Below are 24112 nucleotides of genomic sequence, written 5' to 3'. Positions count from 1 at the left end.
CGACACAATGGACGGCATCGTGAACGAGACGCCCGCGCCCCGACTCCTGTTCCTCTTCGACATGGACGACGTGCTCGTCCGGTACGACTGGCGGGTCCGGATGGCGGCCCTCGGCGAGTACACCGGGCACTCCTTCGAGGAGCTCCGCCGACGCTGGTGGGACTGCGGCCACGAGTCCCGTGCCGAGGCCGGGCACTTCCCCGACGGGGACGCCTACCTCGCCGCCTTCGCCGAGGCGATGGGGTGTGCGGTGCCCGAGGCGGACTGGGCGCGCATCCGCGGCGCGGCGATGACCGAGCTGCCCGAGCGCATCGAGGCCGTCCGGATCGCGTCCGAGCACGGCCGTGTCGGCCTGCTCACGAACAACGGTCCGCTCGCGGGCCGGTGGATCGGCAGGTGGGCACCGTCGTTGCCGCCGCTCTTCGGCGAGCACCTGGACACGACGAGCAACTTCGGCGCGCGCAAGCCCGAGCCCGAGGTGTTCGAACGGGCGCTCGCGCACCACGGTGTGCCCGCCGAGCGCGCGTTCTTCGCCGACGACATGCCGGTCAACGTCGAGGCGGCCCGCGTCCTCGGCATCCACGCGGTACTGGTCGAGGAGCACACCGACCTGCGCAGAGCGGTCCGCGCCTTCGTCGCAGCGCAGCAGCGGGTCGCCACCGCCTGACCCGTCACGCCCGCGACACGCGACGAGCGCGGTTCCTCGCAGCGCTGTACCGCTGCGCAGCTCCGCCGAGGTCGCGTCTCGTGCGGGCACCGGGACGACGGCCGGGAGGCCCGCAGCGACCACGCCTAGCGGGTGGCGGTGGTCGTGCGGTCGCGCCCCGTCAGGTCGACGTGCGTCTCCGGGGACCGGAACCCCCGCCGTGCGAGCACGTCGCGCACGCCGGCGCCCTGCTGCTCGGCGTGCTCGATGACGAGGAGCCCTCCCGGGACGAGGAGCCGCCAGGCGGTATCGGTGAGAGCCCGGACGGCGTCGAGCCCGTCGGGTCCCCCGTACAGCGCGAGCGCCGGGTCGTGGTCGCGGACCTCGGGGTCGACGGGCACCATGTCGTCGGGGACGTACGGCGGGTTCGAGACGACGACCGAGACCGTGCCGTCGAGCTCCGGGAGCGCGTCGACGAGGTCGCCCTCGACCAGTCGCACGGTGCCGCCGTGCCGATCGATGTTGCGCCGGGTCCAGGGCAGTGCCTCGGGTGACCGCTCGACCGCGTAGACGACGGCGTTCGGCACCTCGGTGTCCATCGCGACGGCGATCGCTCCGCTGCCGGAGCCGAGGTCGACCGCCACCGGCTCGGGCACCGCGGTCGCACGCAGTGCGTCGATGCCGAACTGCACGACGCCCTCGGTCTCCGGGCGCGGGACGAAGACGCCCGGCCCGACGGACAGCGTCAGCGCCCGGAAGTGCGCCTCGCCCGTGATGTGCTGCAGCGGCTCGCGGGTGGTGCGACGTGCGACGGCGTACCGGAAGCGCTCGACGTGCTCCGCCGCGATGGCGCCGCCCGTCAGGGCACGGGCCTGCACGGCACCCCGCGACGTGTCGGTCGCCCAGGCGAGCAGGAGTTCGGCGTCGACGCGCGGGGTCGGGACACCGTGCGCGACGAGCGCAGCGGTCGCCTCGTCGAGGAGGCGATCCGCTGCGGACGTGGGTCGGCTGTCGGAGGTGATCCGTGCCTCCAGACCGGGCCTAGGCGTCCTGGTCGCCGATGGCGGCCAGGCGTGCCTCTTCGTCCGCCTGGATGGCGGACCGGACGACGGGCTCGAGCGCACCGTTCATCACGCGGTCCAGGTCGTACGCCTTGTACCCGGTGCGGTGGTCCGCGATGCGGTTCTCCGGGAAGTTGTACGTGCGGATGCGCTCCGAACGGTCCATGCCACGGATCTGCGACTTGCGTGCGTCCGAGGCGATGGCGTCGAGCTCCTCCTGCTGTCGCGCGAGGATGCGGGCACGCAGGACGCGCATGCCGGCCTCACGGTTCTGCAGCTGGGACTTCTCGTTCTGCATCGCCACCGTGATGCCCGTGGGCAGGTGGGTGATGCGGACGGCGGAGTCGGTCGTGTTGACCGACTGCCCGCCGGGGCCGGACGACCGGTAGACGTCGATCTTGAGGTCGTTCTGGTTGATCTGGACCTCCTCGGGCTCGTCCACCTCGGGGAACACCAGCACGCCGGTGGTCGAGGTGTGGATGCGGCCCTGCGACTCGGTCGCCGGAACGCGCTGCACCCGGTGCACACCGCCCTCGTACTTCAGGTGCGCCCAGACGCCCTGGGACGGGTCGGTCGCGTTCGACTTGATCGCGACCTGCACGTCCTTGTAGCCGCCGAGGTCGCTCTCGGTCCGCTCGAGGAGCTCGACCTTCCAGCCCTTCGTCTCGGCGTAGTGCGAGTACATGCGGAGGAGGTCGGCCGCGAAGAGCGCCGACTCCTCACCACCCTCACCGCCCTTGATCTCCATGATGACGTCGCGGCCGTCGTCCGGGTCCCGCGGGATGAGCAGCCGGCGGAGACGCTCCTGGCGCTCCGACAGCTGCTCCTGGAGCGCCGGGACCTCGTCCGCGAACGCCTCGTCCTCGCGGGCGAGCTCCTGGGCGGCGGCGAGGTCGTCCCCCGCCGCCTGCCAGGCCTCGTACGAGGCCTTGATCTGGTTGAGCTCGGCGTACCGCCGGTTCACCTTCTTCGCGCGGGCCGCATCGGCGTGGAGCGCGGGGTCCGACAGCTGCTGCGTCAGGTCCTCGTGTTCCGCCAGCAGCCCGGCCACCGACTCGAACACGCGTTACTCCTGGTGGCCGTCGTGGCGACCGCCGGTCGTGGGGACCGACTTCTGCACCTGGACCAGGAACTCGACGTTCGACTGCGTCTCCTTGAGGTTGCGGAGGACGACGTCGAGCGCCTGCTGCGGGTCGAGCCCGGCGAGGGCACGGCGCAGGCGCCACGTGATCTTGACCTCGTCGGCGGAGAGGAGCTGCTCCTCGCGCCGGGTGCCGGAGGCGTTGATGTCGACGGCCGGGAAGATCCGCTTGTCGGCGAGGTGCCGGTTGAGGCGGAGCTCCATGTTGCCGGTGCCCTTGAACTCCTCGAAGATGACCTCGTCCATCTTGGAGCCGGTCTCGACGAGCGCGGTGGCGAGGATGGTCAGCGAGCCGCCGTCCTCGATGTTGCGCGCAGCGCCGAAGAAGCGCTTCGGCGGGTACAGGGCCGCCGAGTCCACGCCACCGGAGAGCACGCGGCCGGAGGCCGGCGTCGCCAGGTTGTAGGCGCGGCCGAGACGGGTGATCGAGTCGAGGAGCACGACGACGTCGTGGCCCAGCTCGACCAGGCGCTTCGCACGCTCGATGGCGAGCTCGGCGACCGTGGTGTGGTCCTCCGCCGGACGGTCGAAGGTCGAGGCGATGACCTCGCCCTTCACCGAGCGCTGCATGTCGGTGACCTCTTCGGGCCGCTCGTCCACGAGCACGACCATGAGGTGCGCCTCGGGGTTGTTCTTGGCGATCGCGTTGGCGATGGCCTGCAGCACGACGGTCTTGCCGGCCTTGGGCGGCGAGACGATGAGGCCGCGCTGACCCTTGCCGATCGGTGCGACCAGGTCGATGATGCGCGTGCTGAGCTTCGCCGGCTCGGTCTCGAGGCGGAGACGCTCGTTCGGGTACAGCGGGGTCAGGTCGTGGAACTCGACACGGGCCGCTGCCTCGTCCGCGGTCTGGCCGTTGACCGAGTCCACCTTGACGAGCGCGTTGTACTTCTGGCGCGCCTGCTGCTCGTTGTCGCGCGGCTGCTTGATCGCACCGACGATCGCGTCGCCCTTGCGCAGGTGGTACTTCTTCACCTGGCCGAGGGACACGTAGACGTCGCTCGGTCCCGGCAGGTAGCCGGTCGTGCGGACGAACGCGTAGTTGTCGAGGACGTCGAGGATGCCCGCGATCGGGATGAGGACGTCGTCCTCGGTGATCTCAGGCTCGAACTCGTCGTTCTGACCGCCGCGGCCGCGCTTGCGGTCACGCTGACGACGACCGCGGCCGGCCTCGGCCTCGTCGGCGTGCTGCTGCTGCTGCTGGGCGTTCTGCTGCTGGCCGTTCTGCTTCTGCTGGCCGTTCTGCTTCGGCTGACGGTCGTCCTGCTTCGCGTCGCCGGACTTCTGCTCGTCCTGCTTGCCGTTCTGCTTCTGCTGCTGACCGTTCTGCTGGCCGGCGTTCGCCTGGCCACCGTTCTGCTGGCCACCGTTCTGCTGGCCGCCCTGCTGGTCACCGCTCTGCTGTTCGGTGCCCTCGGCGTTCTGCCCGCGGCCACGACCGCGACCACGGCTGCGACGTCCGCGGCGCGAACCGCCCTCGCCCTGCTGGTCGGCCTGGTCGCCCTGGTCCGTCGCCGAGGTCGGCTGCGCGCCGGTCGCCTCGTCGGTCTCGGGGGCAGCGGCCTGCTCGGCGCCGTCCCGCTGCTGGCCGCCGTCCTGCTGGCCGGCGTCCTGGTTCCCGCGGCGGCCGCGGCGGCGACCGGACTGCGCGGCCTCCTCCGCGTCCTTCTCGGCACGGACCTGGTCGAGCCCCGCGAGCAGGTCCTCGGTGCCGGTGTGCCCGTGGTTCGTGTGCTCCGCGGCCGAGGTCTGCGCGGTGTTCACCGTGCCGGCCGAGGAGGCGCGGCGCGAGCGGCGACCGCGGGGCTCCGGAGCCGACTCCGTCTGGTCGGCTGCGGCGTCGTCGGCGGCCGGCGAGGTCGCCGGTGCGGCCAGCGTCGGCTGCTCGGCGGGGGTCTCCTGCGCCGCGGGTGCGGCCTCCGCGGCTGCGGGTGCCTCGTCAGCCGGCGTCTCGGCAGCGGGGGCGGCGTCGTCGGTCGCGGGGCGCTTGTCCTCGATCGACGCGATGAGGTCGCCCTTGCGGAGCTTCGAGAGCCCCGTGATGCCGAGCGAGGAGGCGATGCGCTGGAGCTCCGGGAGACGGAGCGCGCGCAGGTCGCTGGGGATCTCCACCGGGGTGGAGTCGTTGACGTTCGTCAAGGTCGGTGTTTCCTTTCGAACCGCAGAACGCGGAGAGTTTCCACCGTCCCGGCGCATGGGTGCGCTGCGACCGCCGTTCAGACGACGGACCGGGATTCGGTGATCTGAAAGAGAGTGCCCCCGCGCACCGGACCCTGCGCCAGCGCCGACGGATCCGGTTCGGATCGGTCTGTGCGCCTACGCTGGATCGGCTTCGAGCGCCGAGTGCGGCACCACTGTAGCACCACCGAGGTCCACGGCCAGCATGAGCGCCCGCCAGTCGGACTGCGCGTGTCGCGCCACCAGGTCGGCCGCGGTGAGGCGCTGTGCCGGGTCGCTGCCCAGCACGAGCAGGCTCGGCCCGGCGCCGGAGACCACCGCGGCGAGCCCGTGCTGCCGCAGCAGACCGATCAGTGCATCGGTCTCCGGCATGGCGCTCGCACGGTACGACTGGTGCAGCCGGTCCTCGGTCGCGGCGAGCAGCAGCTCCGGGCTCTGGATGAGGGCGGCGACGAGCAGCGCCGAGCGCGACACGTTGAACGCGGCGTCCTCGTGCGGCACGCTCGCGGGCTGCAGGGACCGCGCGAGCTTCGTCGAGAGCGTCGACGTCGGCACGAAGACCACCGGCGAGACGCCTCGGTGCACCAGCAGGCGCTTGACCGCGGGACCCTCGGCGGTCATCCACGCGATCGTCAGACCACCGAAGAGCGCCGGAGCGACGTTGTCGGGGTGGCCCTCCATCTCGGTGGCCAGGGTGAGCAGGGTCGACGCGTCGAGGTCGACGACCCCTTCGAGCAGGCCGCGGGCCGCCATCAGCCCGGCGACGATGGCGGCGGCCGACGAGCCCATGCCGCGGCCGTGCGCGATCGCGTTCACGGCGTGCAGCTCGAGTCCGGGCTGCTCCACACCGGCGTGCTCGAGGCCACGACGGACGGCCTGCACCACGAGGTTCGACTCGTCGGTGGCGACCTCACCGGCACCGACGCCCTCGACGATCACGGTCGCGCCGGGCTCCGGGCGGACGCGGACGACCACCTCGTCGTAGACCGACAGCGCCAGCCCGAGCGAGTCGAAGCCCGGGCCGAGGTTCGCGGAGGTCGCCGGGACCCGCACACGGACCGCCCGTCCGGCCGGTACAGCGCTGCGGGCGTTCACGCCCTCCCCCGGTCCGGACGAGCGGTCGACGCTCACGCGGAGCCGACCAGTCCGAGCACCTCGGCGACCGACTTCGTGTCGACCGGGACGCTCGTCGGTGCGACCTCGCCGCCGTCCTCCGTGCGGAGGGCCCACTGCGGGTCCTTCAGGCCGTGGCCGGTCACCGTGATGACGACCTTCGCGCCCTGCGGCACGACACCGGCGTCCGCACGCTCGAGCAGCCCGGCGACGCCGATGGCCGACGCGGGCTCGACGAAGACCCCGACCTCGGCGGACAGGATGCGGTGCGCGGCGAGGATGCCCTCGTCGGTGATCGCACCGAAGTAGCCGTCGGTCTCGTCACGCGCCTCGAGCGCGTACTGCCACGACGCCGGGTTGCCGATGCGGATGGCGGAGGCGATGGTGTCCGGGTGGCGGACGACCTCGCCCGAGACGATCGGGGCGGAGCCGGCGGCCTGGAAGCCGAACATGCGCGGCATCCGCGTCGAGCGGCCCGCGGCGACGTCCTCGCGGTAGCCGCGGGAGTACGCGGTGTAGTTGCCCGCGTTGCCGACCGGCAGGAAGTGGAAGTCCGGGGCGTCGCCCAGCACGTCGACGACCTCGAACGCGGCGGTCTTCTGCCCCTCGATGCGGTCGTTGTTCACCGAGTTGACCAGGTGCACCGGGTAGTTGGCGGCGAGGTCGCGCGCGATGTCGAGGCAGTCGTCGAAGTTGCCCTGCACCTGCAGCAGCTGGGCGTCGTGCGCGACGGCCTGGCTGAGCTTGCCCATCGCGATCTTGCCCTCGGGCACGAGCACCGCGGCGGTGATGCCCGCGTGCGTGGCGTAGGCGGCCGCCGAGGCGCTGGTGTTGCCGGTCGACGCGCAGATGACGGCCTTCGCGCCGTGCTCGACGGCCTTCGAGATCGCCATCGTCATGCCGCGGTCCTTGAACGACCCGGTCGGGTTCATGCCCTCGAACTTGACGTACACGTCCGCGCCGGTGCGCTCCGACAGGCGTCGGGCCGGGATGAGCGGCGTGCCGCCCTCGCCGAGGGTGACGACGGGCGTCGCCTCGGTGACGTCGAGACGGTCGGCGTACTCGCGCAGGACTCCCTGCCACTGGTGGGCCATCAGGCTCTCCTTGTTCGGTGTTGTGCAGTCGGGTTGCTGACGGTGCGGGGCTAGGCCCCGACCACCCGCAGGACGCTGGTGATCTCGACGACGACGTCCTCGCCCCGGAGCGCGACGACCGTGGCGGCCAGGTCGGACTCGCGGGCGAGGTGCGTGCCGATGACGAGGTTCGCGGTGCCGGCCGTGCCGTCGCCCGGGTCGGTCGCGGCGGACTGCTCGACGGTCTCGACGCTCACGCCGTGCTTCGCCAGGACGCCGGCGACGGTGGACAGCACGCCGGGGGCGTCGGCCACGTGCAGCGTGATCTGGTAGCGGGTGCGGACCGTCCCGATCGGGAAGACCGGCAGCGCCGACTGGGTCGACTCCGCGATGCCGGGGCCGCCGATGACGTGACGACGGGCGGCGGACACCAGGTCGCCGAGCACGGCCGACGCGGTCTCGACGCCACCGGCACCGGCGCCGTAGAACATCAGGTCGCCGGCGGCCTCGGCCTCGACGAACACGGCGTTCTTCGCCCCGTGCACACTGGCGAGCGGGTGCGACTCCGGCACGAGCGCCGGGTAGACACGGGCGCTGACGCCCTCGACGCCGTCCTCGTCGGTCAGGCGCTCGGCGGTCGCCAGGATCTTCACGACGTAGCCGGCCTTCCGCGCGGCGCGGACCTGCTCGATCGTGACGGCGGTGATGCCCTCGCGGTGCACGGCGGCCAGGGGCACGGAGGTGTGGAACGCGAGCGAGGCCAGGATGGCGGCCTTCTGCGCGGCGTCGTAGCCCTCGACGTCGGCGGTCGGGTCGGCCTCGGCGTACCCGAGCTCCGTGGCGGTCGCGAGGGCCGTCTCGAAGGTCGAGCCCTCGCGGTCCATCAGGTCGAGGATGAAGTTCGTCGTGCCGTTGACGATGCCCATGATCCGCTCGATGCGGTCGCCCGCGAGCGAGTCGTGCAGCGGCCGGATGATCGGGATCGCGCCGGCGACCGCGGCCTCGTAGTAGAGCTGTGCGCCGACCTGCTCCGCCGCGGCGAAGAGCTCGGGGCCGTGCGTGGCGAGGAGCGCCTTGTTGCCGGTGACGACGTCCGCACCGGACTGCAGCGCCTGGAGCACCAGCGTGCGCGCGGGCTCGATGCCGCCGATCAGCTCGACGACGATGTCCGCGCCGAGGATGAGCGACTGCGCGTCCGTCGTGAAGAGCTCCTTCGGCAGGTCCACGTCGCGCGGAGCGTCGAGGTCCCGCACCGCGATGCCGACGAGCTCGAGTCCGGCACCCGCGCGCGAGGCCAGCTCGTCGCCGTGCTCGAGGAGCAGGCGCGCCACCTGGGAACCGACGGAGCCGGCTCCGAGCAGCGCGACGCGGACGTTGCGGTATTCGATCATGTGGTGCGCATTCCTGTGGGGCGGGCGGCAGCCCGGTCGGGTCGGGGTCAGCGGCGTCAGCCGGCGACGACCCCCGTGTCGCGGGCGAGCAGGTCGTCGATCGACTCGCCACGGACGAGGATACGGGCTGCGCCGTCCGCGACCGCGACGACCGGCGGACGGCCCACGTGGTTGTAGTTGCTGGCGAGGGACCAGCAGTAGGCACCGGTCGCCGCGACGGCGAGCAGGTCACCGCGGTGCACGTCGCCCGGCAGGTACTCGTCGTTCACGACGATGTCGCCCGACTCGCAGTGCTTGCCGACGACCCGGGTCAGCACCGCCGGGGCGTCCGAGCTGCGGGCGAGCCGGGCCGTGTAGTCGGCGCCGTACAGCGCCGGACGGGCGTTGTCGCTCATGCCGCCGTCGACCGACACGTAGGTGCGGGTCGCCGAGGAGCCGTCCTCGGTCTCCAGCGAGACGGGCTTGACGGTGCCGACGCGGTACAGCGTGGTGCCGGCCGGGCCGACGATGTAGCGACCGGGCTCGACGGCGATCTCCGGGACGGGGATGCCCCGCTCGGTGCAGGCGTCGGCGACGATCGTGGCGAGGGCCTCGGCGACGTCCTCGGGCGCGAACGCCTCGTCGGCCTCGGTGTAGTCGATGCCCCACCCGCCGCCGAGGTTCAGCTCCGGGACCGGACCCGTCGCCACGAGTTCGGCGTGCACGTCCATCAGTCGCCGAGCTGCCTCACGGAACCCGGACTCGTCGAAGATCTGGGACCCGATGTGCGAGTGGAGCCCGACGAAGGCGAGCGACGGCTCTGCCCGGACCGCCGCCGCGGCGGCGACGGCCTCGCTCAGGGGGATGCCGAACTTCTGGTCCTCACGCGCCGTGGCGAGGTACTCGTGCGTCGAGGCGTGCACGCCGCTGTTGATCCGGATGCGCACGCGCTGGACCGTGCCGGCGTCGGCGGCGGCACGCGCGACGCGGCCGATCTCCTCGTGGCTGTCGAGGACGATCGTACCGAGGCCGACCTCGACCGCGCGGGCGATCTCGGCGTCCGACTTGTCGTTGCCGTGGAAGCCGAGCAGCGCGGGGTCCGCTCCCCCGGCCAGCGCGACGGCGAGCTCACCGGCGGTGCACACGTCCAACCGCAGTCCGGCCTCGGTCATCCACGCGGCGACCTGGGTCGTGAAGAACGCCTTGGCGGCGTAGTACACGTGGGCCCGCGTGCCGATGCGGGCGAACGCCTCGGTGAAGGCCGTGCGGACCCGCGCCGCGCGTGCCTGGACGTCCCGCTCGTCGACGACGTAGAGCGGGGAACCGAACCGGGCGACCAGGTCCGACGCCGCGATGCCGCCGACGGCGAGCTCACCGTCGTCCGTCCGCGTGGCCGAGGCCGGCCAGATCCGCGCGGTCAGCGCGGAGGCGTCGGCGGGGAACCGCAGCCGCGGCGGGGCAAGGGGGTTGGCGCTCACGGGACCCGATCCTACCGAGCCACCACGGGCCTCCAGGCCGGTGTTACGCCCGTCGACCGCGGTGGTGACGCGCCGGGATCGACGGCGTCAGCCGCAGGCGCCGACCGTGCGCAGGCCCTGCTCGGTCAGCGGCAGCGAGTCGGCGGTGACCCGGACGGTGGCCTCGGCGGAGGTCACGTCGACGGACCGGACCCGGAGCTGCTCGGGCAGGAACTGCGCCGTGCAGACCTGCACCGGGACGCCCGTGACGCCGGGGATGCGGTCGACCTTCAGGCCGAGGTCCGAGTTCGTGATGCGGACGCTCTGCGGGGTGATCGTGACGCCACGGCCGTCCTGCTGCGCCACCACGTCGCCGGTGGCCGCGTAGCCGATGTCGTACCCGAGCACCGCGGTCGAACCGGACAGCTCGACGCCGCCGTCGACGAGCCGGAGCCGCTCGAACAGCGGGCTGTACTTGGCCAGGTCCTGCACGCTCGTCGCGGCGAGGGTGACGTGGCCGTCGACGTCGTGCACGTCGCCCTTGCCGTCCACCGGGACGTCGCGAGCGGTGACGTCGGCGGCCAGCGGGACCCCGTCGACGGTCAGCCGGTCCGAGGTGATGTCGACCCGGTCGAGCGTGCCGGCGAGCAGCTGCGGGACGACGATGCCCTCGGCGTGTGCGGTGACCTCGCCGGTGGCGCCCTCCGGGAGGGACTGCTCGACCTGGTCGGCGATGATCCGGTCGACGACGCCCCGGAGCACGAACTCCGCGACGACGACGAGCGCGGCGAGCACGAGCACCAGGACGACGAGGACGACGGGCCAGCGACGGCGCTTCCGGGAGGGCTCGGTGGCGACGGACATGCGTCCCACCCTGCCAGGTGCTCCCCGCAGCCGGCCTGGAGGCGCGGTGTGCGCCCGGTGTGCGCGCTGCGGCGGGCGGGGCGGCGGGGCGCGGCGGCCGGCGGGGCGAGGCGCGGCGGGGCGCGGCGGGGCGCGGCGGGGCGCGGCGAGGCGGGGCGCGGCGGGGCGCGGCGCGGCGGGGCGAGGCGCGGCGCGGCGGGGCGGGGCGCGGCGGGGCGCGAGGCGGGGCGCGGCGCGACGCGGCGCACGGCCCGACGCGGCGCGACGTGCTCGCGCACAAGCGGAAGCACGTCGCGCCACGAGATCACCTGGCGCGACGTGCTTCCGGTTGTGCGGATGCGTGCTGGGCGCGCCGGCGACGAACCATTGAAACGACATCGAACCAGGCGGATCGCCTGGTTCGTTGTCGAGAACGTGGTTCGACGCGACGCGACGCGACGCGACGCGACGCCGCGCGCCGCGCTACATGCGCTCGGGCGCGCTCACCCCGAGCAAGCCGAGACCGTTGCGGACGACCTGCCCGGTCGCGTCGTTCAGCCACAGGCGCGTGCGGTGCAGGTCCGACACGGCCTCGTCGCCGAGCGGCGTCACCCGGCAGGAGTCGTACCAGCGGTGGTACAGCCCGGCGAGCTGCTCGATGTACCGCGCGATGCGGTGCGGCTCGCGGAGCTCCGCGGCCTGGCGCACCACGCGCGGGTACTCGGCGAGGGCTCCGAGGAGGGCGCTCTCCGTCTCGTGCGTGAGCAGGGACGCGTCGAACGCGGAGCGGTCCACGCCCGAGGCCGCAGCGTTGCGGGCGACCGACTGCGTGCGGGCGTGGGCGTACTGCACGTAGAAGACCGGGTTGTCGTTGGTGCGCTTGGTGAGCAGGTCGAGGTCGATGTCGATCGAGGTGTCGCTCGCGAACCGCACGAGGGCGTAGCGACCGGCGTCGACACCCACGGCGTCGACGAGGTCCTCCATCGACACGATCGTGCCGTTGCGCTTCGACATGCGGAAGGGCTGGCCGTCCTTGAGCAGGTTCACCATCTGGCCGATGAGGATCTCGAGGTTCTTGCCGGGCTCGTCACCGAACGCCGCGCACATCGCCATCATGCGACCGACGTAGCCGTGGTGGTCCGCGCCGAGCATGATGAGGTTGCGCTCGAACCCGCGCTCGCGCTTGTCGAGGTAGTACGCCAGGTCGCCCGCGATGTACGCCGGCTGCCCGTCGGACTTGATCACGACGCGGTCGCGGTCGTCGCCGAAGTCGGTCGTGCGGAGCCAGAGCGCACCCTCGGCCTCGTACATCTTGCCGAGGGACTGCAGCCGCTCGATGGCCCGCTCGACGGCCTTCGACTCGTGCAGCGAGTTCTCGTGGAAGTAGACGTCGAAGTCCACGCCGAAGTCGTGCAGCGACGACTTGATGTCGGCGAACATGAACTCGACGCCCTCGCGACGGAAGAGCTCCTGCGCCTCGTCGCGCGGCAGGTCACGCACGTCGGTGCCGGCGGGCAGCGTCGCGATGACCCGCGCGGCGATCTCGCCGATGTAGGCACCGCCGTAGCCGTCCTCCGGCGTGGGCTCCCCCAGCGCCGAGGCGACGAGCGACCGGGCGAAGCGGTCGATCTGTGCGCCGTGGTCGTTGAAGTAGTACTCACGGGTGACGAGGCCGCCCTGCGCCTCGAACACGCGGGCGAGCGAGTCACCGACGGCGGCCCAGCGCACACCGCCCATGTGGATCGGACCGGTCGGGTTCGCGGACACGAACTCGAGGTCGATGGACACGCCCTCGTACAGGTCGCCGTGTCCGAACGCGTCGGCCTGGTCGACGATCGTGCGGGCGATCTCACCGGCGGCGGCGGCCTCGAGCGTGATGTTGATGAAGCCGGGGCCGGCGACGTCGACGGACGCGACACCGTCGAGCTCGGTCAGCTCGCCGGCGATCTCGGTCGCGAGCTCGCGCGGGTTCGTACCGAGGCGCTTCGCGAGCTGCATCGCCGCGTTCGAGGCCCAGTCGCCGTGCGCACGGTTCTTCGGCCGCTCGAGGGCCACGTGGGACTCCCCGATCGTCACGGTGTCGGACGCGCCTCGTCGCTCGACGATCCCGGTCAGGATCGACAGGTACGCGGCGGAGAGTTCGGCAGGAGTCACGAGGGTCGAGTCTACCGGGACGCCCAGGTGCCTCGCGGGCCGGTGCCGGACGGCGTGCAGCATCATGGCTGGATGACCTCCCGCAGCCGTGTCCGGGCGATCACCGTCGCCCTGCTCTCCGTGTCCGCCGCCGTCGCCCTGTCCGGCTGCACGGGCGGGTCCGACGACGCGGCCCCGAGCGCGAGCGCCACCCCGATCGGCACCGCCGTGCGGCAGACGTGCGCCGAGCTGCTGCCCACGAGCGTCCTCGCCGTCTACGGCAAGACCTTCGAGCAGGACCCGACCTGGACGCCCGCGAGGGGCACGCCGGCCGCGACGATCGCCCGCCAGCGCGGCCGGGTCTGCCACCTCGTCGCCACCGACGACCCGTCGACGACGATCACGCTCGCCGTGGCGCACCTGCCTGAGAAGTCGCTCACGACGCTCAAGGACGCCCTCTACGAGCGCGGTGGGTCCGTCCCGACCTACCGCGTCGAGGGCTACTACGCGCTGGACGACGGCGTCGGCCGCGCGGACGCCTTCCCGGATCCGTACTGGGTCACCACCGAGTCGACGCTGTACACCGAGCCCGGAGGGGCGCAGCCCGTCGTGGACGCGGTGCGCTCCGTGCTGCTGCCGTCCGCGTCGGCCAGCCCGGCGGGCTGACGGCACCGCAGCCGGACGGGAGGCACGGTGCGGGCCCGTGCCGCGCCTCCCGTCCGACGGCGGTCGCGACACGGACGCGACACGCGCTGTCGGGACCGGCTCGCGTTACCTGCTACGGTTGATCTCACCCACGAGCCCCCATAGCTCAGGGGATAGAGCACTGCCCTCCGGAGGCAGGGGCGGAGGTTCGAATCCTCCTGGGGGCACATCGAGCCCCCGGCGTCATCGCCGGGGGCTCTCCTCGTGCACGGGGTGCGTCGCCCGGTCCGGGGCCACCCGTTCCGCCTCGGGGTGCACCTCGTCCCAGAGCGCGTCGAGCGACAGTCGAACGACGCTCGCGACCGCGGCGATCGTGGCGAAGGACGGCGTCGCGATGCGACCGGTCTCGATCTTCCGCAGGGTCTCGGGCGACACGCCCGCATCGAGGGCGACGTCGAGGATCGAGCGCTCGCCCCGAGCACGACGGAGCAGTGCGCCGAGCCGGCGACCGCGTTCCAGCTCGGCGGGGCTCAGCGGGAGTCGGACCATGGCGCCGATACTAGTACCGGCCAGACAATACCGGTACGATCATCGGCATGATCGAGATCCTCCCTCCAGCCGAGGTCGACCGGGCCCGCCGCACCGGCGCCCTCGTCGGCACGATCCTGCAGACCCTCCGGGAGCGGACGACGGTCGGCACGAACCTGCTCGAGGTGGACGGGTGGACCCGGACGATGATCGAGGACGCCGGCGCGGTCTCCTGCTACGTCGACTACGCCCCTTCGTTCGGTCGTGGCCCCTTCGGTCACCACGTCTGCACCGCGGTGAACGACGCGGTGCTGCACGGCCTGCCGCACGACCGCGAGCTCGCCGACGGCGACCTGCTCACCCTGGACCTCGCGGTGACCCTGGACGGGATCGCCGCCGACGCGGCGATCAGCTTCGTCGTCGGGCGCGCCGACCCGGCGGACACCGCCCTGATCGACGCCACCGAACGGGCGCTGGCCGCCGGCATCGCCGCCGCGGGCCCCGGCGTCCGGACCGGGGACGTGTCGCACGCCATCGGCGAGGTCCTCACCGCCGCGGGCTACCCCGTGAACACCGAGTTCGGCGGGCACGGCATCGGCTCGACGATGCACCAGGACCCGCACGTGGCGAACACGGGTCGGCCGGGGCGCGGCTACACCCTGCGACCGGGGCTGCTCCTCGCGCTCGAGCCCTGGGTGATGGCGGACACGGACGAGCTCGTCACCGATCCCGACGGGTGGACGCTGCGGAGCGCGACGGGGGCGAGGACCGCGCACACCGAGCACACCGTCGCGATCACCGAGGACGGCGTCGAGGTGCTCACCCGTCCCGGAAGCTGACGCGGTCGAGGCCGGCCACTACGCCTCCGCGTCAGCGTCTCGGCGCCTCCACGTCAGCGCGAGGCTGGAGCGGTCGCCGCGGACCCGGCGCGGGCTCAGGCGTGCGTGAGCGCGATGAGCGCGACGTTCATGGTGCTGTAGGCGCCCTCGGAGCGCGTGGCCTGTCGGACCCGGCCCCGGAGGACCTCGTAGCGGCCGTCCTGCTCACGGACGAAGCCGATGACACCGCTCGCCGGTGTCGAGACGCGGTGGTAGCCGTCCTCCAGTGGGACGACCTCGGTGCTCGTCGTACGCTCCATCGCTTTCCCCTTCCGCTCGTCGTCGAACGATGGCCTCCACCATACCCCGGTCCGGGGTACAAGTCCTCCAGATGACGGACGTCGCCGGGGGTCGTCAGAGGATCCACCCGCTGTGTGCGTGCCCTGGATAGCATCGGGGCGACGGCGCCCGTGCGGGGGCCGTCGGGGGCGCAACGTGGGCTCCCGGACGACGGATGGAGGACGGATGCGAGCGGCTCACCACGGATCGCGCACCGACGATGGATCGGCCCCTCGGGCGCTCGGTCGGCATCGCGAAGGCCCCCACGCGGCCGTCCGCGGCGCCCGCTCGGCGATCACACGCGCCGTGGGTCGGATCGGCGCCGTGCTCCTCGCCGCCGGACTCGTGATCACGCCCGCCGCAGCAGCCCACGCGACGGACCCGGTCGACCTCGGCGGTGCCTACGTGGTCGACGAGGCCGGTGCCCTCAGCAGCGGTCAGCGGACCCAGGTCGAACGGGCGGTCCAGGACCTCTACGACCGGACGCAGACGCAGCTCTACGTGGTCTACGTGCCGACCTTCACGAACCCGACCGACCACGCCGCCTGGGGTGACGCCCTGATGGAGCGCAACCAGATCGACTCCGACGCGATCGTGCTCTCCGTGGCGGTCAACGACCGGATCGCCGACATCCAGCAGACGAACGCGACCGCACTGTCGAGCAGCGACGTCGAGTCCGCCTACCAGCAGGACGCCGTCCCGCAGCTGCGGGACGGCGACTGGGCGGGCGCCGCCGTCGCCCTCGCGGACGGACTCGTCTCCTCGCAGGCCCCGCCGGACCTCACCTGGCTGTGGGTCCTGCTGCTCGTGGTCGTCGTCGGTGCGGTCGTCGCCGTCCTGGTGATCCGCACCCGCAACAAGCGACGCACCGCCGAGGCCGCACGAGCGCAGGAGGCGTCCCTCGCCGGGCTCGAGCGCAAGGCGGGCGCGGCGCTGGTCACCATCGACGACGAGCTCCGGACGGCCGAGCAGGAGGTCGGCTTCGCCACGGCACAGTTCGGCGAGGACGCGGCGAAGCCCTTCGCCGAGGCCGTCGCGACCGCGAAGCGGAACGTGCGGCAGGCGTTCTCCTACCAGCAGCAGCTCGACGACGAGGTACCGGACTCCCCGCAGCAGCGCGCGCAGTGGGCGAACCAGATCGTCGCCATCTGCGAGCAGGCCCACGCGTCCATCGACGAGCAGACCGAGGCCTTCGACCACCTGCGGTCCCTCGAGGACGGGGTCGAGGACGCCGCGACCGCCCTCGCCTCCGCGGTCGCGGCAGCCCCGGTCGAGCTCGACGCCGCCCGCCGCGCGCTCGACCGGGTGCGCGGCTCGTACGGCGGCCGGACCCTGGCGACGGTCTCCGACAACGTCGACCAGGCCGAGCAGGTCCTCGGCTACGCGACGGAGCGGTCGCAGGCGGCGACCGCGGCCATAGCGTCCGGGGACAAGGGCGAGGCGGTCATCGCCGTGCGCGACGCCCAGCACGCGCTCGCACAGGTGCAGCAGCTGACCGCGAGTGCGACCGGCGCCGAGCGCACCTTCGCCGAGGCGACCGCCCGGGTCCAGGCGATGCGCGCGGACATCGAGGGAGACGTCGCCGCAGCCCGTTCGATGCGGTCCGGCGACCCGGCCCTCGCGGCCGCGGTGACCCGTGCCGACACCGTCCTCCGCCAGGGCTCCGACCCGCGCGACCCGATCGCCGCCGTCGACGCGCTGACGAAGGCGAACACCGAGATCGACGCCGCACTGGCCGCCGCGCGCGGTGCACAGGAACAGCAGCAGCGCGCACGCCGCGCCCTCGACGACGCCCTGCGCGACGCCCGGGCGCGGATCAGCCAGGCGCGCGACTTCATCTCACTCCGCCGGGGAGCCGTCGGCACGACGGCCCGGACGCGCCTGTCCGAGGCCGAGCGCGCGCTCGACGACGCGATCGACCTCGCCACGAGCGACCCCGCCCGCGCCCTCGGGGCTGCACGCGCCGCCGAGCAGTACGCCGCCGCGGCGATGGACGCGGCGAACGACGACATGGGCGGATGGCCCGGGCAGGGCGGCGGCGGCAACGGCGCACAGCTCGGGGGCCTCGTGACCGGGATCGTGCTCGGCGGCCTCCTCGGCGGACGCGGCGGCAGCTACGGGGGCGGCTCCTTCGGCGGTGGGGGCTTCGGCGGCGGCGGGGGCTTCAGCGGCGGCGGGGGCTTCGGCGGAGGCGGCGGCGGGGGCGGCGGAGGCGGCGGCGGGGGCTTCTCCGGCGGCGGCCGCTTCTGACAGCCGACACCACCCCCTCGGGACACACGACCACCAGGACCAGCAGCACCACGAGAGACCTTCCACGAAAGGGAACACAATGGCAAAGCAGACGATTCTCGGCCGGATCTCCTCGCTCATCCGGGCGAACGTGAACCAGCTCATCGACGACGCCGAGGACCCGCAGAAGATGCTGGACCAGCTCGTCCGCGACTACACGAACAACATCGCCGACGCGAAGACGGCGATCGCGCAGACGATCGGCAACCTCCGCCTGCTCGAGCAGGACCACGAGGAGGACAAGCGCGCGGCGACCGAGTGGGGTCAGAAGGCCGCCAACGCCTCGGCCGCCGCCGACAAGTACCGCGCCGAGGGCAAGACCGCGGACGCCGACAAGTTCGACAACCTCGCGAAGATCGCGATCGGCAAGCAGATCGCGGCCGAGCAGGAGGTCAAGGACAACGAGGGCCCGCTCGCCACGCAGAACGAGCAGGTCGAGAAGCTCAAGTCCGGGCTGGCCGGCATGGAGCAGAAGCTCGAACAGCTCAAGGCCAAGCGCGACTCGCTCGTCGCCCGTCAGAAGACCGCCGAGGCGCAGTCCAAGGTCAACGACGCCATCGGCAACATCGACATCACCGATCCGACGAGCGACCTCAACCGCTTCGAGGAGAAGGTCCGCCGCGAGGAGGCGAAGGTCCTCGGGCAGCAGGAACTGCAGTCGTCGAGCCTGGACGCGCAGTTCGAGAGCCTGGAGGACGTGGGTCGCGACGCCGAGGTCGAGGCACGTCTCGCCGCGCTGAAGAACGGCGGGTCCGCGGGTATCTGACGCGGAACTGCGGACGGCGCCGGACCCTGCTGCCAGACTGAAACGATGCAGTTCCTCGTCGTCGGTCAGTGGCAGGGTTCGGCGTCGTCGCGCGCGATGCGCCTCGGCGACGGAGCACAGGCCATCGCAGCCGATCTCCCCCGCGCCGCCACGACCGTCGTCGACGTGCCGGCCGGCGCGGGCGACCGGCTCGAGACCGCCGTCGCCCGCTACACGTCGGTCCGTGCCGTGGCCGACCGCGTCGCCGAGGAGACCGGCGTCGCGAGCGAACCCGTCCTGGTGGTCGGTGGTGACGGGTCGAGCGTGCTCGGCGCCTCCGTGCTCGTGCGTCCGGACACCGCGTTCGTGCGCATCGCCGGATCGAGCGGCTACCGGTCGCTGAACCGCGCACAACCCGTCGCAGCCGAGACCGCCGTCCTGCGCCTGCTCGTCGACCGCCCGGAGGACCTCTTCCCCGACCTGCCGGTCCTGGACCCGGCCAGGGTCGTGCTCGCCGGGATCCGCGGAGTCGAGGACGCCGAGATCGCCGCCCTCGACCGGGTCGGGATCACCCACCTCGACGTGGACGCGGCGACGCCGGACGCGATCGCGGCCGCGGTCGGGTCCACCGGTGCCGAGCGCGTCTTCGTCCACGTCGACCTCGACGTGCTCGACCCGGCCGAGGTGGACGGACTGCTCGAGCCGGTGCCCTTCGGGCTCGACGCCTCCGGTCTGGTCGAGCGCATCCAGGCCGCGACGCGGGGACGGCGACTCGTCGGGGCCGCGCTGACCGGCTTCGCACCGGTGGATCCCGACCGAGCGGTCGACGACCTGGGCGTGATCCTGCGTGCGGTCGGTGCCCTGACGACCGCGTCCCGCACCACCGACCGCGGCTGACCGGTCCTCCGGATCCGCGCCGCGCCGTGCACGGCCGACGCCCCGCCGCTCCGCGTAGGTTCGGGAGCATGACGGACTACGACCTCATCGTGATCGGCGCCGGCGCAGTCGGCGAGAACGTGGCGGACTACGCCCACAAGCGCGGCCTGTCGGTCGCCGTGGTCGAGGCCGAACTGGTCGGCGGTGAGTGCTCCTACTGGGCGTGCATGCCGTCGAAGGCGCTCCTCCGCAGCGGCCACGCGGTCGCGGCTGCGAAGCGCGTCGACGGTGCCGCGCAGGCGGTCACCGGGCACGTGGACGCCGCGAAGGTGCTCGCGCGCCGCAACTCCTTCACCTCCGACTACCAGGACGACAGCCAGGTGGCCTGGCTCGAGTCCGCCGACATCGCCCTGATCCGCGGCCACGCCCGCATCACCGGCGAGAAGACCATCGAGGTCGGCGGCGAGACGCACACCGCACGCGCGGCCGTCGCCGTCGTGACCGGTTCGCTGCACCAGCTGCCGGACGTCTCCGGTCTCGCGGACGCGCAGCCGTGGGGTACCCGCGAGGGCACCAGCGCCCAACAGGTCCCGGAGAGCCTGCTCGTCATCGGCGGCGGCGTCGCCGGCTCCGAGCTCGCGACCGCGTGGGCCTCCCTCGGGTCGAAGGTCACCCTGGTCGCCCGGCACGGGCTGCTCGGCGGCATGGAGCCGTTCGCCGGTGAGCTCGTCGCCGACGCGATGCGGGAGCTCGGCATCGACGTCCGCACCGGTGTCAGCCCGACACGGGTCGACCGCGACGAGCACGGCCTGGTCACCACGACGCTCGACGACGGCACCACGGTCGTGACGAGCGAGGTCCTCGCGGCGACGGGTCGGAAGGCGCACACCGCCGACCTCGGCCTCGACTCCGTGGGGCTCACCCCGGGCGACTGGCTGCAGGTCGACGACACGATGCTCGTGCAGGGCACCGACTGGCTCTACGCCGTCGGCGACGTCAACCACCGCGCACTCCTCACCCACCAGGGCAAGTACCAGGCACGCGCCGCCGGCGAGGCCATCGCCGCACGGGCGCAGGGCCGCCCGGTGCACGCCGAGCCCTGGGGCGCCCACGTCGCGACCGCCGACCACGCAGCCGTCCCGCAGGTCACGTTCACCGACCCCGAGGTGGCGAGCATCGGCCTGACCGAGGCCGCGGCACGCGAGCAGGGCATCGACGTCCGCGCGGTCGAGTACGACCTCGGTGCGATCGCCGGCTCGGCGCTGCAGGCCGACGGCTACACCGGCCGGGCGAAGATGGTCGTCGACGAGTCCCGCGGCGTCGTCGTCGGCGTGACCTTCGTCGGACAGGACGTCGCCGAGATGCTCCACGCGGCGACGGTCGCGGTCGTCGGCGAGGTCCCCGTCGACCGGCTCTGGCACGCGGTCCCGGCGTACCCGACGATGAACGAGGTCTGGCTCCGCCTGCTCGAGACCTACGGCCGACCGGAGTAGGGGTGCGCAACCCGCTCCTCGACTCCCCCGTCTCGCGCGCCGGTTGGGTGTTCGCCACCGCGGTCGGACTGGCCGTCGGGGTGCCCTTCTCGACCGGGCGGATCCGGGTCGAGGACGGGTTGATCGTGTGCACGGGGCTGCCGCGCTGGGCGTTCCGGCGCGGCGGCACGTGCGTCGGGTCGGTGTACCTGACGCGGGACAACGACGGCCCGCGCGTGCTGCGGCACGAGCGGGTGCACGTGACGCAGTGGCGTCGCTACGGCATGCTCATGCCGCTGCTCTACGCCCTCGCGGGGCGCGACGCCGCACGTAACCGCTTCGAGGTGGAGGCCGGTCTCGAGGACGGCGGCTACCGCTGACCCGGTGACCCACCACCGGACGGGAGGCGCACGGCGGGTCCGCCCCGTGCCTCCCGTCCGGCAGGCGGCCCGTTCCGAGCCACCGAGCGGGCCGGATCCGTCACACTAGCCACCCCGGACCGACGGATCGCGCCCGCTCGACGAAGCCGAGCGGCGCGTCCCGCCCGCTCGGGCCAGGCAGCACCCGCGCCGAGCCGTCGGCGGTCAGGCGACGCGCCGGCGCGGCACCACCAGGGGTGTCCCGGTCTCCGGGTCGGGCACGACCACGCAGGGCAGTCCGAAGACGTCCTCCACCAGTTCCGAGGTCAGCACCGCGGCCGGCGTGCCCTGTGCCACGATCGCCCCGTCGCGCATCGCCACGAGGTGCGTCGCGTACCGGGCGGCCTGGTTCAGGTCGTGGAGCACCGCCACGACGGTGCGGCCCGCCGCGTGCAGTGCCGAGGCGAGCTCGAGCACGTCGTACTGGTGCGCGATGTCGAGGAACGTCGTCGGCTCGTCGAGCAGGACGATGTCGGTCTCCTGCGCCAGCACCATCGCGATCCACACGCGCTGCCGCTGCCCACCCGAGAGCTCACCGACGCTCCGGTCGGCGAGCGACACGGTGTCGGTCTGCTCCAGCGCGGCCTGCACGGCGGTGCGGTCGGAGCCGGACGACGGGTGCAGCAGGTCCTGGTGCGGGAAGCGGCCGCGGGACACGAGGTCCCGGACGGTGATGCCCTCGGGTGCGACGGGCGTCTGGGGCAGCATGCCGACCCGACGGGCGACGGCCTTCGGGCGGAGCGAGTCGATCGGGGTGCCGTCGAGGAACACCGTGCCGGCGCTCGGCCGGAGGGTGCGGGCGAACGCCTTCAACAGGGTCGACTTGCCGCAGGCGTTCGGACCGACGATCACGGTGAGTTCCCCGTCGGGCACGTCGACGTCGAGCGACGACACCACGGTCCGGTCGTCGTACGCCAGGGTCAGCCCGCGCGCCCCCAGGGCCGTCGTCGGGACGGGACCACCGGCTCGCCCGGACGGCGCCGGGGCGGACGCTGCCGTGTTCAGTGCTCGGCCTTGCCGTGCCGCCAGTACCCCATGAACGCGACCTGCCGACGGTCGAGTCCGACGCCGCGCACGAGGTGTCGGCGGAGCTCCTTCACGCAACCGGCCTCGCCCGCGATCCAGGCGTACACCGGTCGTTCGTCGAGCGCGGCCGGCACGTCCCAGAGCACCTGCTCGTCGACGTCCACGTCGGCCAGGTCCACGGCGCCGCGCACCGGCTCCGCCACCGAGGCGGCCCCGGTCGTGACCTCGGCGGCCCAGGCGTGCACCTGGTCCGTCATCCGGACCCCGTGCGAGGCACCGTTGCGGGCGATCCACCGCACCTCGACACCGGCGGGTGCGGTGACCGGCAGCCGGTCGGCGTCGGTCGGGACCTCGATGAAGACGTGTCCGACGGTCGCCACGTCGAGTGCCTCGAGGATGGCGCAGATCGCGGGAGCGGCGGTCTCGTCCCCGGCGAGCAGGATCCGGGTCGCGCTTCCCGGCGCGAACTCGGCGGCGCCGCTCGGCAGCTCGGCGGGCGAGGACGGCACGGCCGGACCGACGATGCGGAGCTCGTCCCCGACACGGCACGCCGACACCCACCGCGAGGCCGGTCCGGTGTCCCCGTGCGCCACGAAGTCGATGTCGAGCTCGCGGGCGTCCGGACGGAAGGACCGAACGGTGTAGGTGCGCAGCGGGTTCCGCTCGGCGTCGGGCAGTGCGCGCCACGCGCCGTACCAGTCGTCACCGTCGGGCAGGTCGGTGAACCCGTGTCCGGGGATCGGCAGGACGACCTTGATCCGCTGGTCGAGCCCGACCGCGGAGAAGTCCGCGAGCGCGTCACCGGTGAGCGTCACCCGGACGAACGACGGGGTGAGCGCCGACACGGCCGCGACGCGGACGGAGAAGACTCGGTACCGGGCTGCCACGAGGTACGAGTATGGCATGCCTTACCTAAGGCTTCCAGGGTGCAACGGGGTACCCGACGGGGTGCGAGGATCGGACCCGTGCACGAACCCGACGACGAATTCTCGGACCTGGCCGCGCTGGCGGCTGCGAGCGGCGTGACGGAGCCGCTCCGCGCCTCCCGGCAGGTGGTCCGGACCGACGACGGACGCGAGACCGCGGCGATCCGCTGGGACACGGCGGACGGCCGGGAGGCACGGATCACCTACCTGCACGGGCTCGGCATCGACGCGCACAGCTTCGACCAGACCGCGATCGCGGTCGGGCAACCGGCGGTCGCCCTCGACCTGCCCGGGCACGGCCGGTCGTCCTGGCGGGACGACGCCGACTACGGCGCGAGCGCGACGGCTCCGCAGGTGCTGGCCGCGCTCGACGCCCTCGGGGTCCCGCCGGGCGTGGTCGTCGGCCACTCGCTCGGTGCCATCCTCGCCGCCCGCCTGGCCGCGACCTCACCCGAGCGTGTCACCGGCCTGGTGCTCGTGGACATGTCCCCGGACTTCGCGCAGCGCGCCGTCGACCGCATCGCCCGGGCGCTGGAGGACGAGACGCCGTTCGCATCGCTCGACGAGGTCGTCGACCGCGCCGTCGAGGCCCGCGTCGGGGACGACCGCGCGGTGCTCCTCCGCGAGGCCCGGCACACCACCCGGCTCGGCGAGGACGGCCGGCTCGTCCGCCGGCACCACTTCCCCCACCTGCCCTCGGGCCGGACGGCGTCGGTGGGGCGGTTCGCCGACGCGTGGCCCGACCTCGAGGCCCTCGCCGTGCCGGTGCTGCTCGTCCGGGGTGACCGCGGGTACGTCTCGCCGAAGCTGCACGCCGGCTTCACCGAGCGGCTCCCGGACGCCGAGGTCGTGACGGTGACGGCACGGCACGCGGTGCAGAACCAGGCCCCCCTCGAACTGGCGTCGGCGATCCGGGCATGGGGAGCACGGCACCGGTTGTTGCACGAGGTCCAACAACCGTCATCCGGCCCCGAACGCCGGTAACCTCGTGCGAGCGCGCCGCGACGACCGTCG

The 24112-nt window shown here is 73.0% G+C and carries 22 protein-coding genes and 1 tRNA gene; 10 read left to right on the top strand and 13 right to left on the bottom strand.

Features of this window, described 5'->3' with window-relative positions; translation table 11 throughout:
- The first annotated feature begins 7 nt into the window (after nt 1–7).
- Nucleotides 8–667 carry an HAD family phosphatase gene (locus tag M3677_RS02750; RefSeq protein WP_066654633.1) on the top strand — a complete coding sequence of 220 codons (660 nt, stop codon included), beginning with the start codon at nt 8–10 and terminating at the stop codon, nt 665–667.
- A 125-nt stretch (nt 668–792) separates the two neighbouring features.
- Here the strand turns inward: M3677_RS02750 and prmC are convergent, their stop codons facing one another.
- From prmC to argS, 9 genes are all read right to left on the bottom strand, one after another.
- A complete protein-coding gene (gene prmC / locus M3677_RS02745; protein WP_251159790.1) occupies nt 793–1668 on the bottom strand; it encodes a peptide chain release factor N(5)-glutamine methyltransferase in 876 nt (291 codons plus the stop codon).
- Between the two features lie 19 nt (nt 1669–1687).
- A complete protein-coding gene (prfA, locus tag M3677_RS02740; RefSeq protein ID WP_251159742.1) occupies nt 1688–2770 on the bottom strand; it encodes a peptide chain release factor 1 in 1083 nt (360 codons plus the stop codon).
- 3 nt (nt 2771–2773) lie between these two features.
- Nucleotides 2774–4987, bottom strand: a complete 2214-nt coding sequence (rho, locus tag M3677_RS02735) for a transcription termination factor Rho (protein ID WP_251159741.1) — start codon at nt 4985–4987, stop codon at nt 2774–2776.
- 177 nt (nt 4988–5164) lie between these two features.
- Nucleotides 5165–6121: a homoserine kinase gene (thrB, locus tag M3677_RS02730; RefSeq protein ID WP_066658327.1), complete on the bottom strand. Its 957-nt coding sequence runs from the start codon at nt 6119–6121 to the stop codon at nt 5165–5167.
- Between the two features lie 32 nt (nt 6122–6153).
- Nucleotides 6154–7233 (bottom strand): threonine synthase, encoded by a 1080-nt coding sequence (gene thrC / locus M3677_RS02725; RefSeq protein WP_066654638.1) that lies wholly within the window; start codon nt 7231–7233, stop codon nt 6154–6156.
- A 50-nt stretch (nt 7234–7283) separates the two neighbouring features.
- The gene (locus tag M3677_RS02720; protein ID WP_251159740.1) at nt 7284–8603 is read right to left on the bottom strand and encodes a homoserine dehydrogenase; all 1320 of its coding nucleotides are present in this window, start codon (nt 8601–8603) and stop codon (nt 7284–7286) included.
- A gap of 56 nt (nt 8604–8659) precedes the next feature.
- Nucleotides 8660–10060 (bottom strand): diaminopimelate decarboxylase, encoded by a 1401-nt coding sequence (gene lysA, locus M3677_RS02715; protein WP_209682379.1) that lies wholly within the window; start codon nt 10058–10060, stop codon nt 8660–8662.
- 87 nt (nt 10061–10147) lie between these two features.
- On the bottom strand, nt 10148–10903 hold the full coding sequence (locus M3677_RS02710; RefSeq protein WP_209682376.1) for an LmeA family phospholipid-binding protein: 756 nt from the start codon (nt 10901–10903) through the stop codon (nt 10148–10150).
- 462 nt (nt 10904–11365) lie between these two features.
- Nucleotides 11366–13036, bottom strand: coding sequence for an arginine--tRNA ligase (gene argS, locus M3677_RS02705; RefSeq protein WP_251159739.1), 1671 nt, complete (start codon nt 13034–13036; stop codon nt 11366–11368).
- A gap of 72 nt (nt 13037–13108) precedes the next feature.
- Between argS and M3677_RS02700 the strand changes: the two genes are divergently transcribed.
- Together M3677_RS02700 and M3677_RS02695 are read left to right on the top strand one after the other, a co-directional pair.
- Nucleotides 13109–13681: a hypothetical protein gene (locus M3677_RS02700; RefSeq protein ID WP_251159738.1), complete on the top strand. Its 573-nt coding sequence runs from the start codon at nt 13109–13111 to the stop codon at nt 13679–13681.
- Nucleotides 13682–13815: 134 nt separating this feature from the next.
- Nucleotides 13816–13887, top strand: a tRNA-Arg gene (locus M3677_RS02695).
- 16 nt (nt 13888–13903) lie between these two features.
- On the opposite strand, the gene M3677_RS02690 is transcribed toward M3677_RS02695, so the two are convergent.
- Nucleotides 13904–14209 carry a helix-turn-helix domain-containing protein gene (locus M3677_RS02690; RefSeq protein WP_209682366.1) on the bottom strand — a complete coding sequence of 102 codons (306 nt, stop codon included), beginning with the start codon at nt 14207–14209 and terminating at the stop codon, nt 13904–13906.
- 47 nt (nt 14210–14256) lie between these two features.
- Between M3677_RS02690 and map the strand changes: the two genes are divergently transcribed.
- The gene (gene map, locus M3677_RS02685; RefSeq protein ID WP_251159737.1) at nt 14257–15027 is read left to right on the top strand and encodes a type I methionyl aminopeptidase; all 771 of its coding nucleotides are present in this window, start codon (nt 14257–14259) and stop codon (nt 15025–15027) included.
- Nucleotides 15028–15122: 95 nt separating this feature from the next.
- Here the strand turns inward: map and M3677_RS02680 are convergent, their stop codons facing one another.
- A complete protein-coding gene (locus M3677_RS02680) occupies nt 15123–15326 on the bottom strand; it encodes a hypothetical protein (protein WP_058729997.1) in 204 nt (67 codons plus the stop codon).
- Between the two features lie 325 nt (nt 15327–15651).
- Here M3677_RS02680 and M3677_RS02675 point away from each other — a divergent pair, with 325 nt between their 5' ends.
- From M3677_RS02675 to M3677_RS02655, 5 genes are all read left to right on the top strand, one after another.
- The gene (locus M3677_RS02675; RefSeq protein ID WP_251159736.1) at nt 15652–17595 is read left to right on the top strand and encodes a TPM domain-containing protein; all 1944 of its coding nucleotides are present in this window, start codon (nt 15652–15654) and stop codon (nt 17593–17595) included.
- A gap of 79 nt (nt 17596–17674) precedes the next feature.
- A complete protein-coding gene (locus M3677_RS02670; RefSeq protein ID WP_066654658.1) occupies nt 17675–18400 on the top strand; it encodes a PspA/IM30 family protein in 726 nt (241 codons plus the stop codon).
- A gap of 45 nt (nt 18401–18445) precedes the next feature.
- Nucleotides 18446–19276 (top strand): arginase family protein, encoded by an 831-nt coding sequence (locus M3677_RS02665; protein WP_251159735.1) that lies wholly within the window; start codon nt 18446–18448, stop codon nt 19274–19276.
- Between the two features lie 68 nt (nt 19277–19344).
- Nucleotides 19345–20748, top strand: a complete 1404-nt coding sequence (locus M3677_RS02660) for an NAD(P)/FAD-dependent oxidoreductase (RefSeq protein WP_251159734.1) — start codon at nt 19345–19347, stop codon at nt 20746–20748.
- Between the two features lie 2 nt (nt 20749–20750).
- On the top strand, nt 20751–21107 hold the full coding sequence (locus M3677_RS02655) for a Fe-S oxidoreductase (RefSeq protein ID WP_066654662.1): 357 nt from the start codon (nt 20751–20753) through the stop codon (nt 21105–21107).
- Nucleotides 21108–21311: 204 nt separating this feature from the next.
- Here M3677_RS02655 and M3677_RS02650 read toward each other — a convergent pair whose 3' ends face one another.
- Complete coding sequence (locus M3677_RS02650; RefSeq protein ID WP_066658332.1) at nt 21312–22085, bottom strand: ABC transporter ATP-binding protein; 774 nt, start codon at nt 22083–22085, stop codon at nt 21312–21314.
- A gap of 62 nt (nt 22086–22147) precedes the next feature.
- A complete protein-coding gene (locus tag M3677_RS02645; protein WP_066654664.1) occupies nt 22148–23077 on the bottom strand; it encodes a siderophore-interacting protein in 930 nt (309 codons plus the stop codon).
- Nucleotides 23078–23137: 60 nt separating this feature from the next.
- On the opposite strand from M3677_RS02645, the gene M3677_RS02640 reads away from it, so the two are divergent.
- Nucleotides 23138–24082: an alpha/beta fold hydrolase gene (locus M3677_RS02640; RefSeq protein ID WP_066654666.1), complete on the top strand. Its 945-nt coding sequence runs from the start codon at nt 23138–23140 to the stop codon at nt 24080–24082.
- The last annotated feature ends 30 nt before the right edge of the window (nt 24083–24112 follow it).

Origin of the sequence: Curtobacterium sp. P97, from assembly GCF_023712445.1 — a bacterium.
Lineage (GTDB): Bacteria > Actinomycetota > Actinomycetes > Actinomycetales > Microbacteriaceae > Curtobacterium.
Note: the sequence above shows the minus strand (reverse complement) of the source record. Positions and strands in the feature narration are given on the sequence as shown.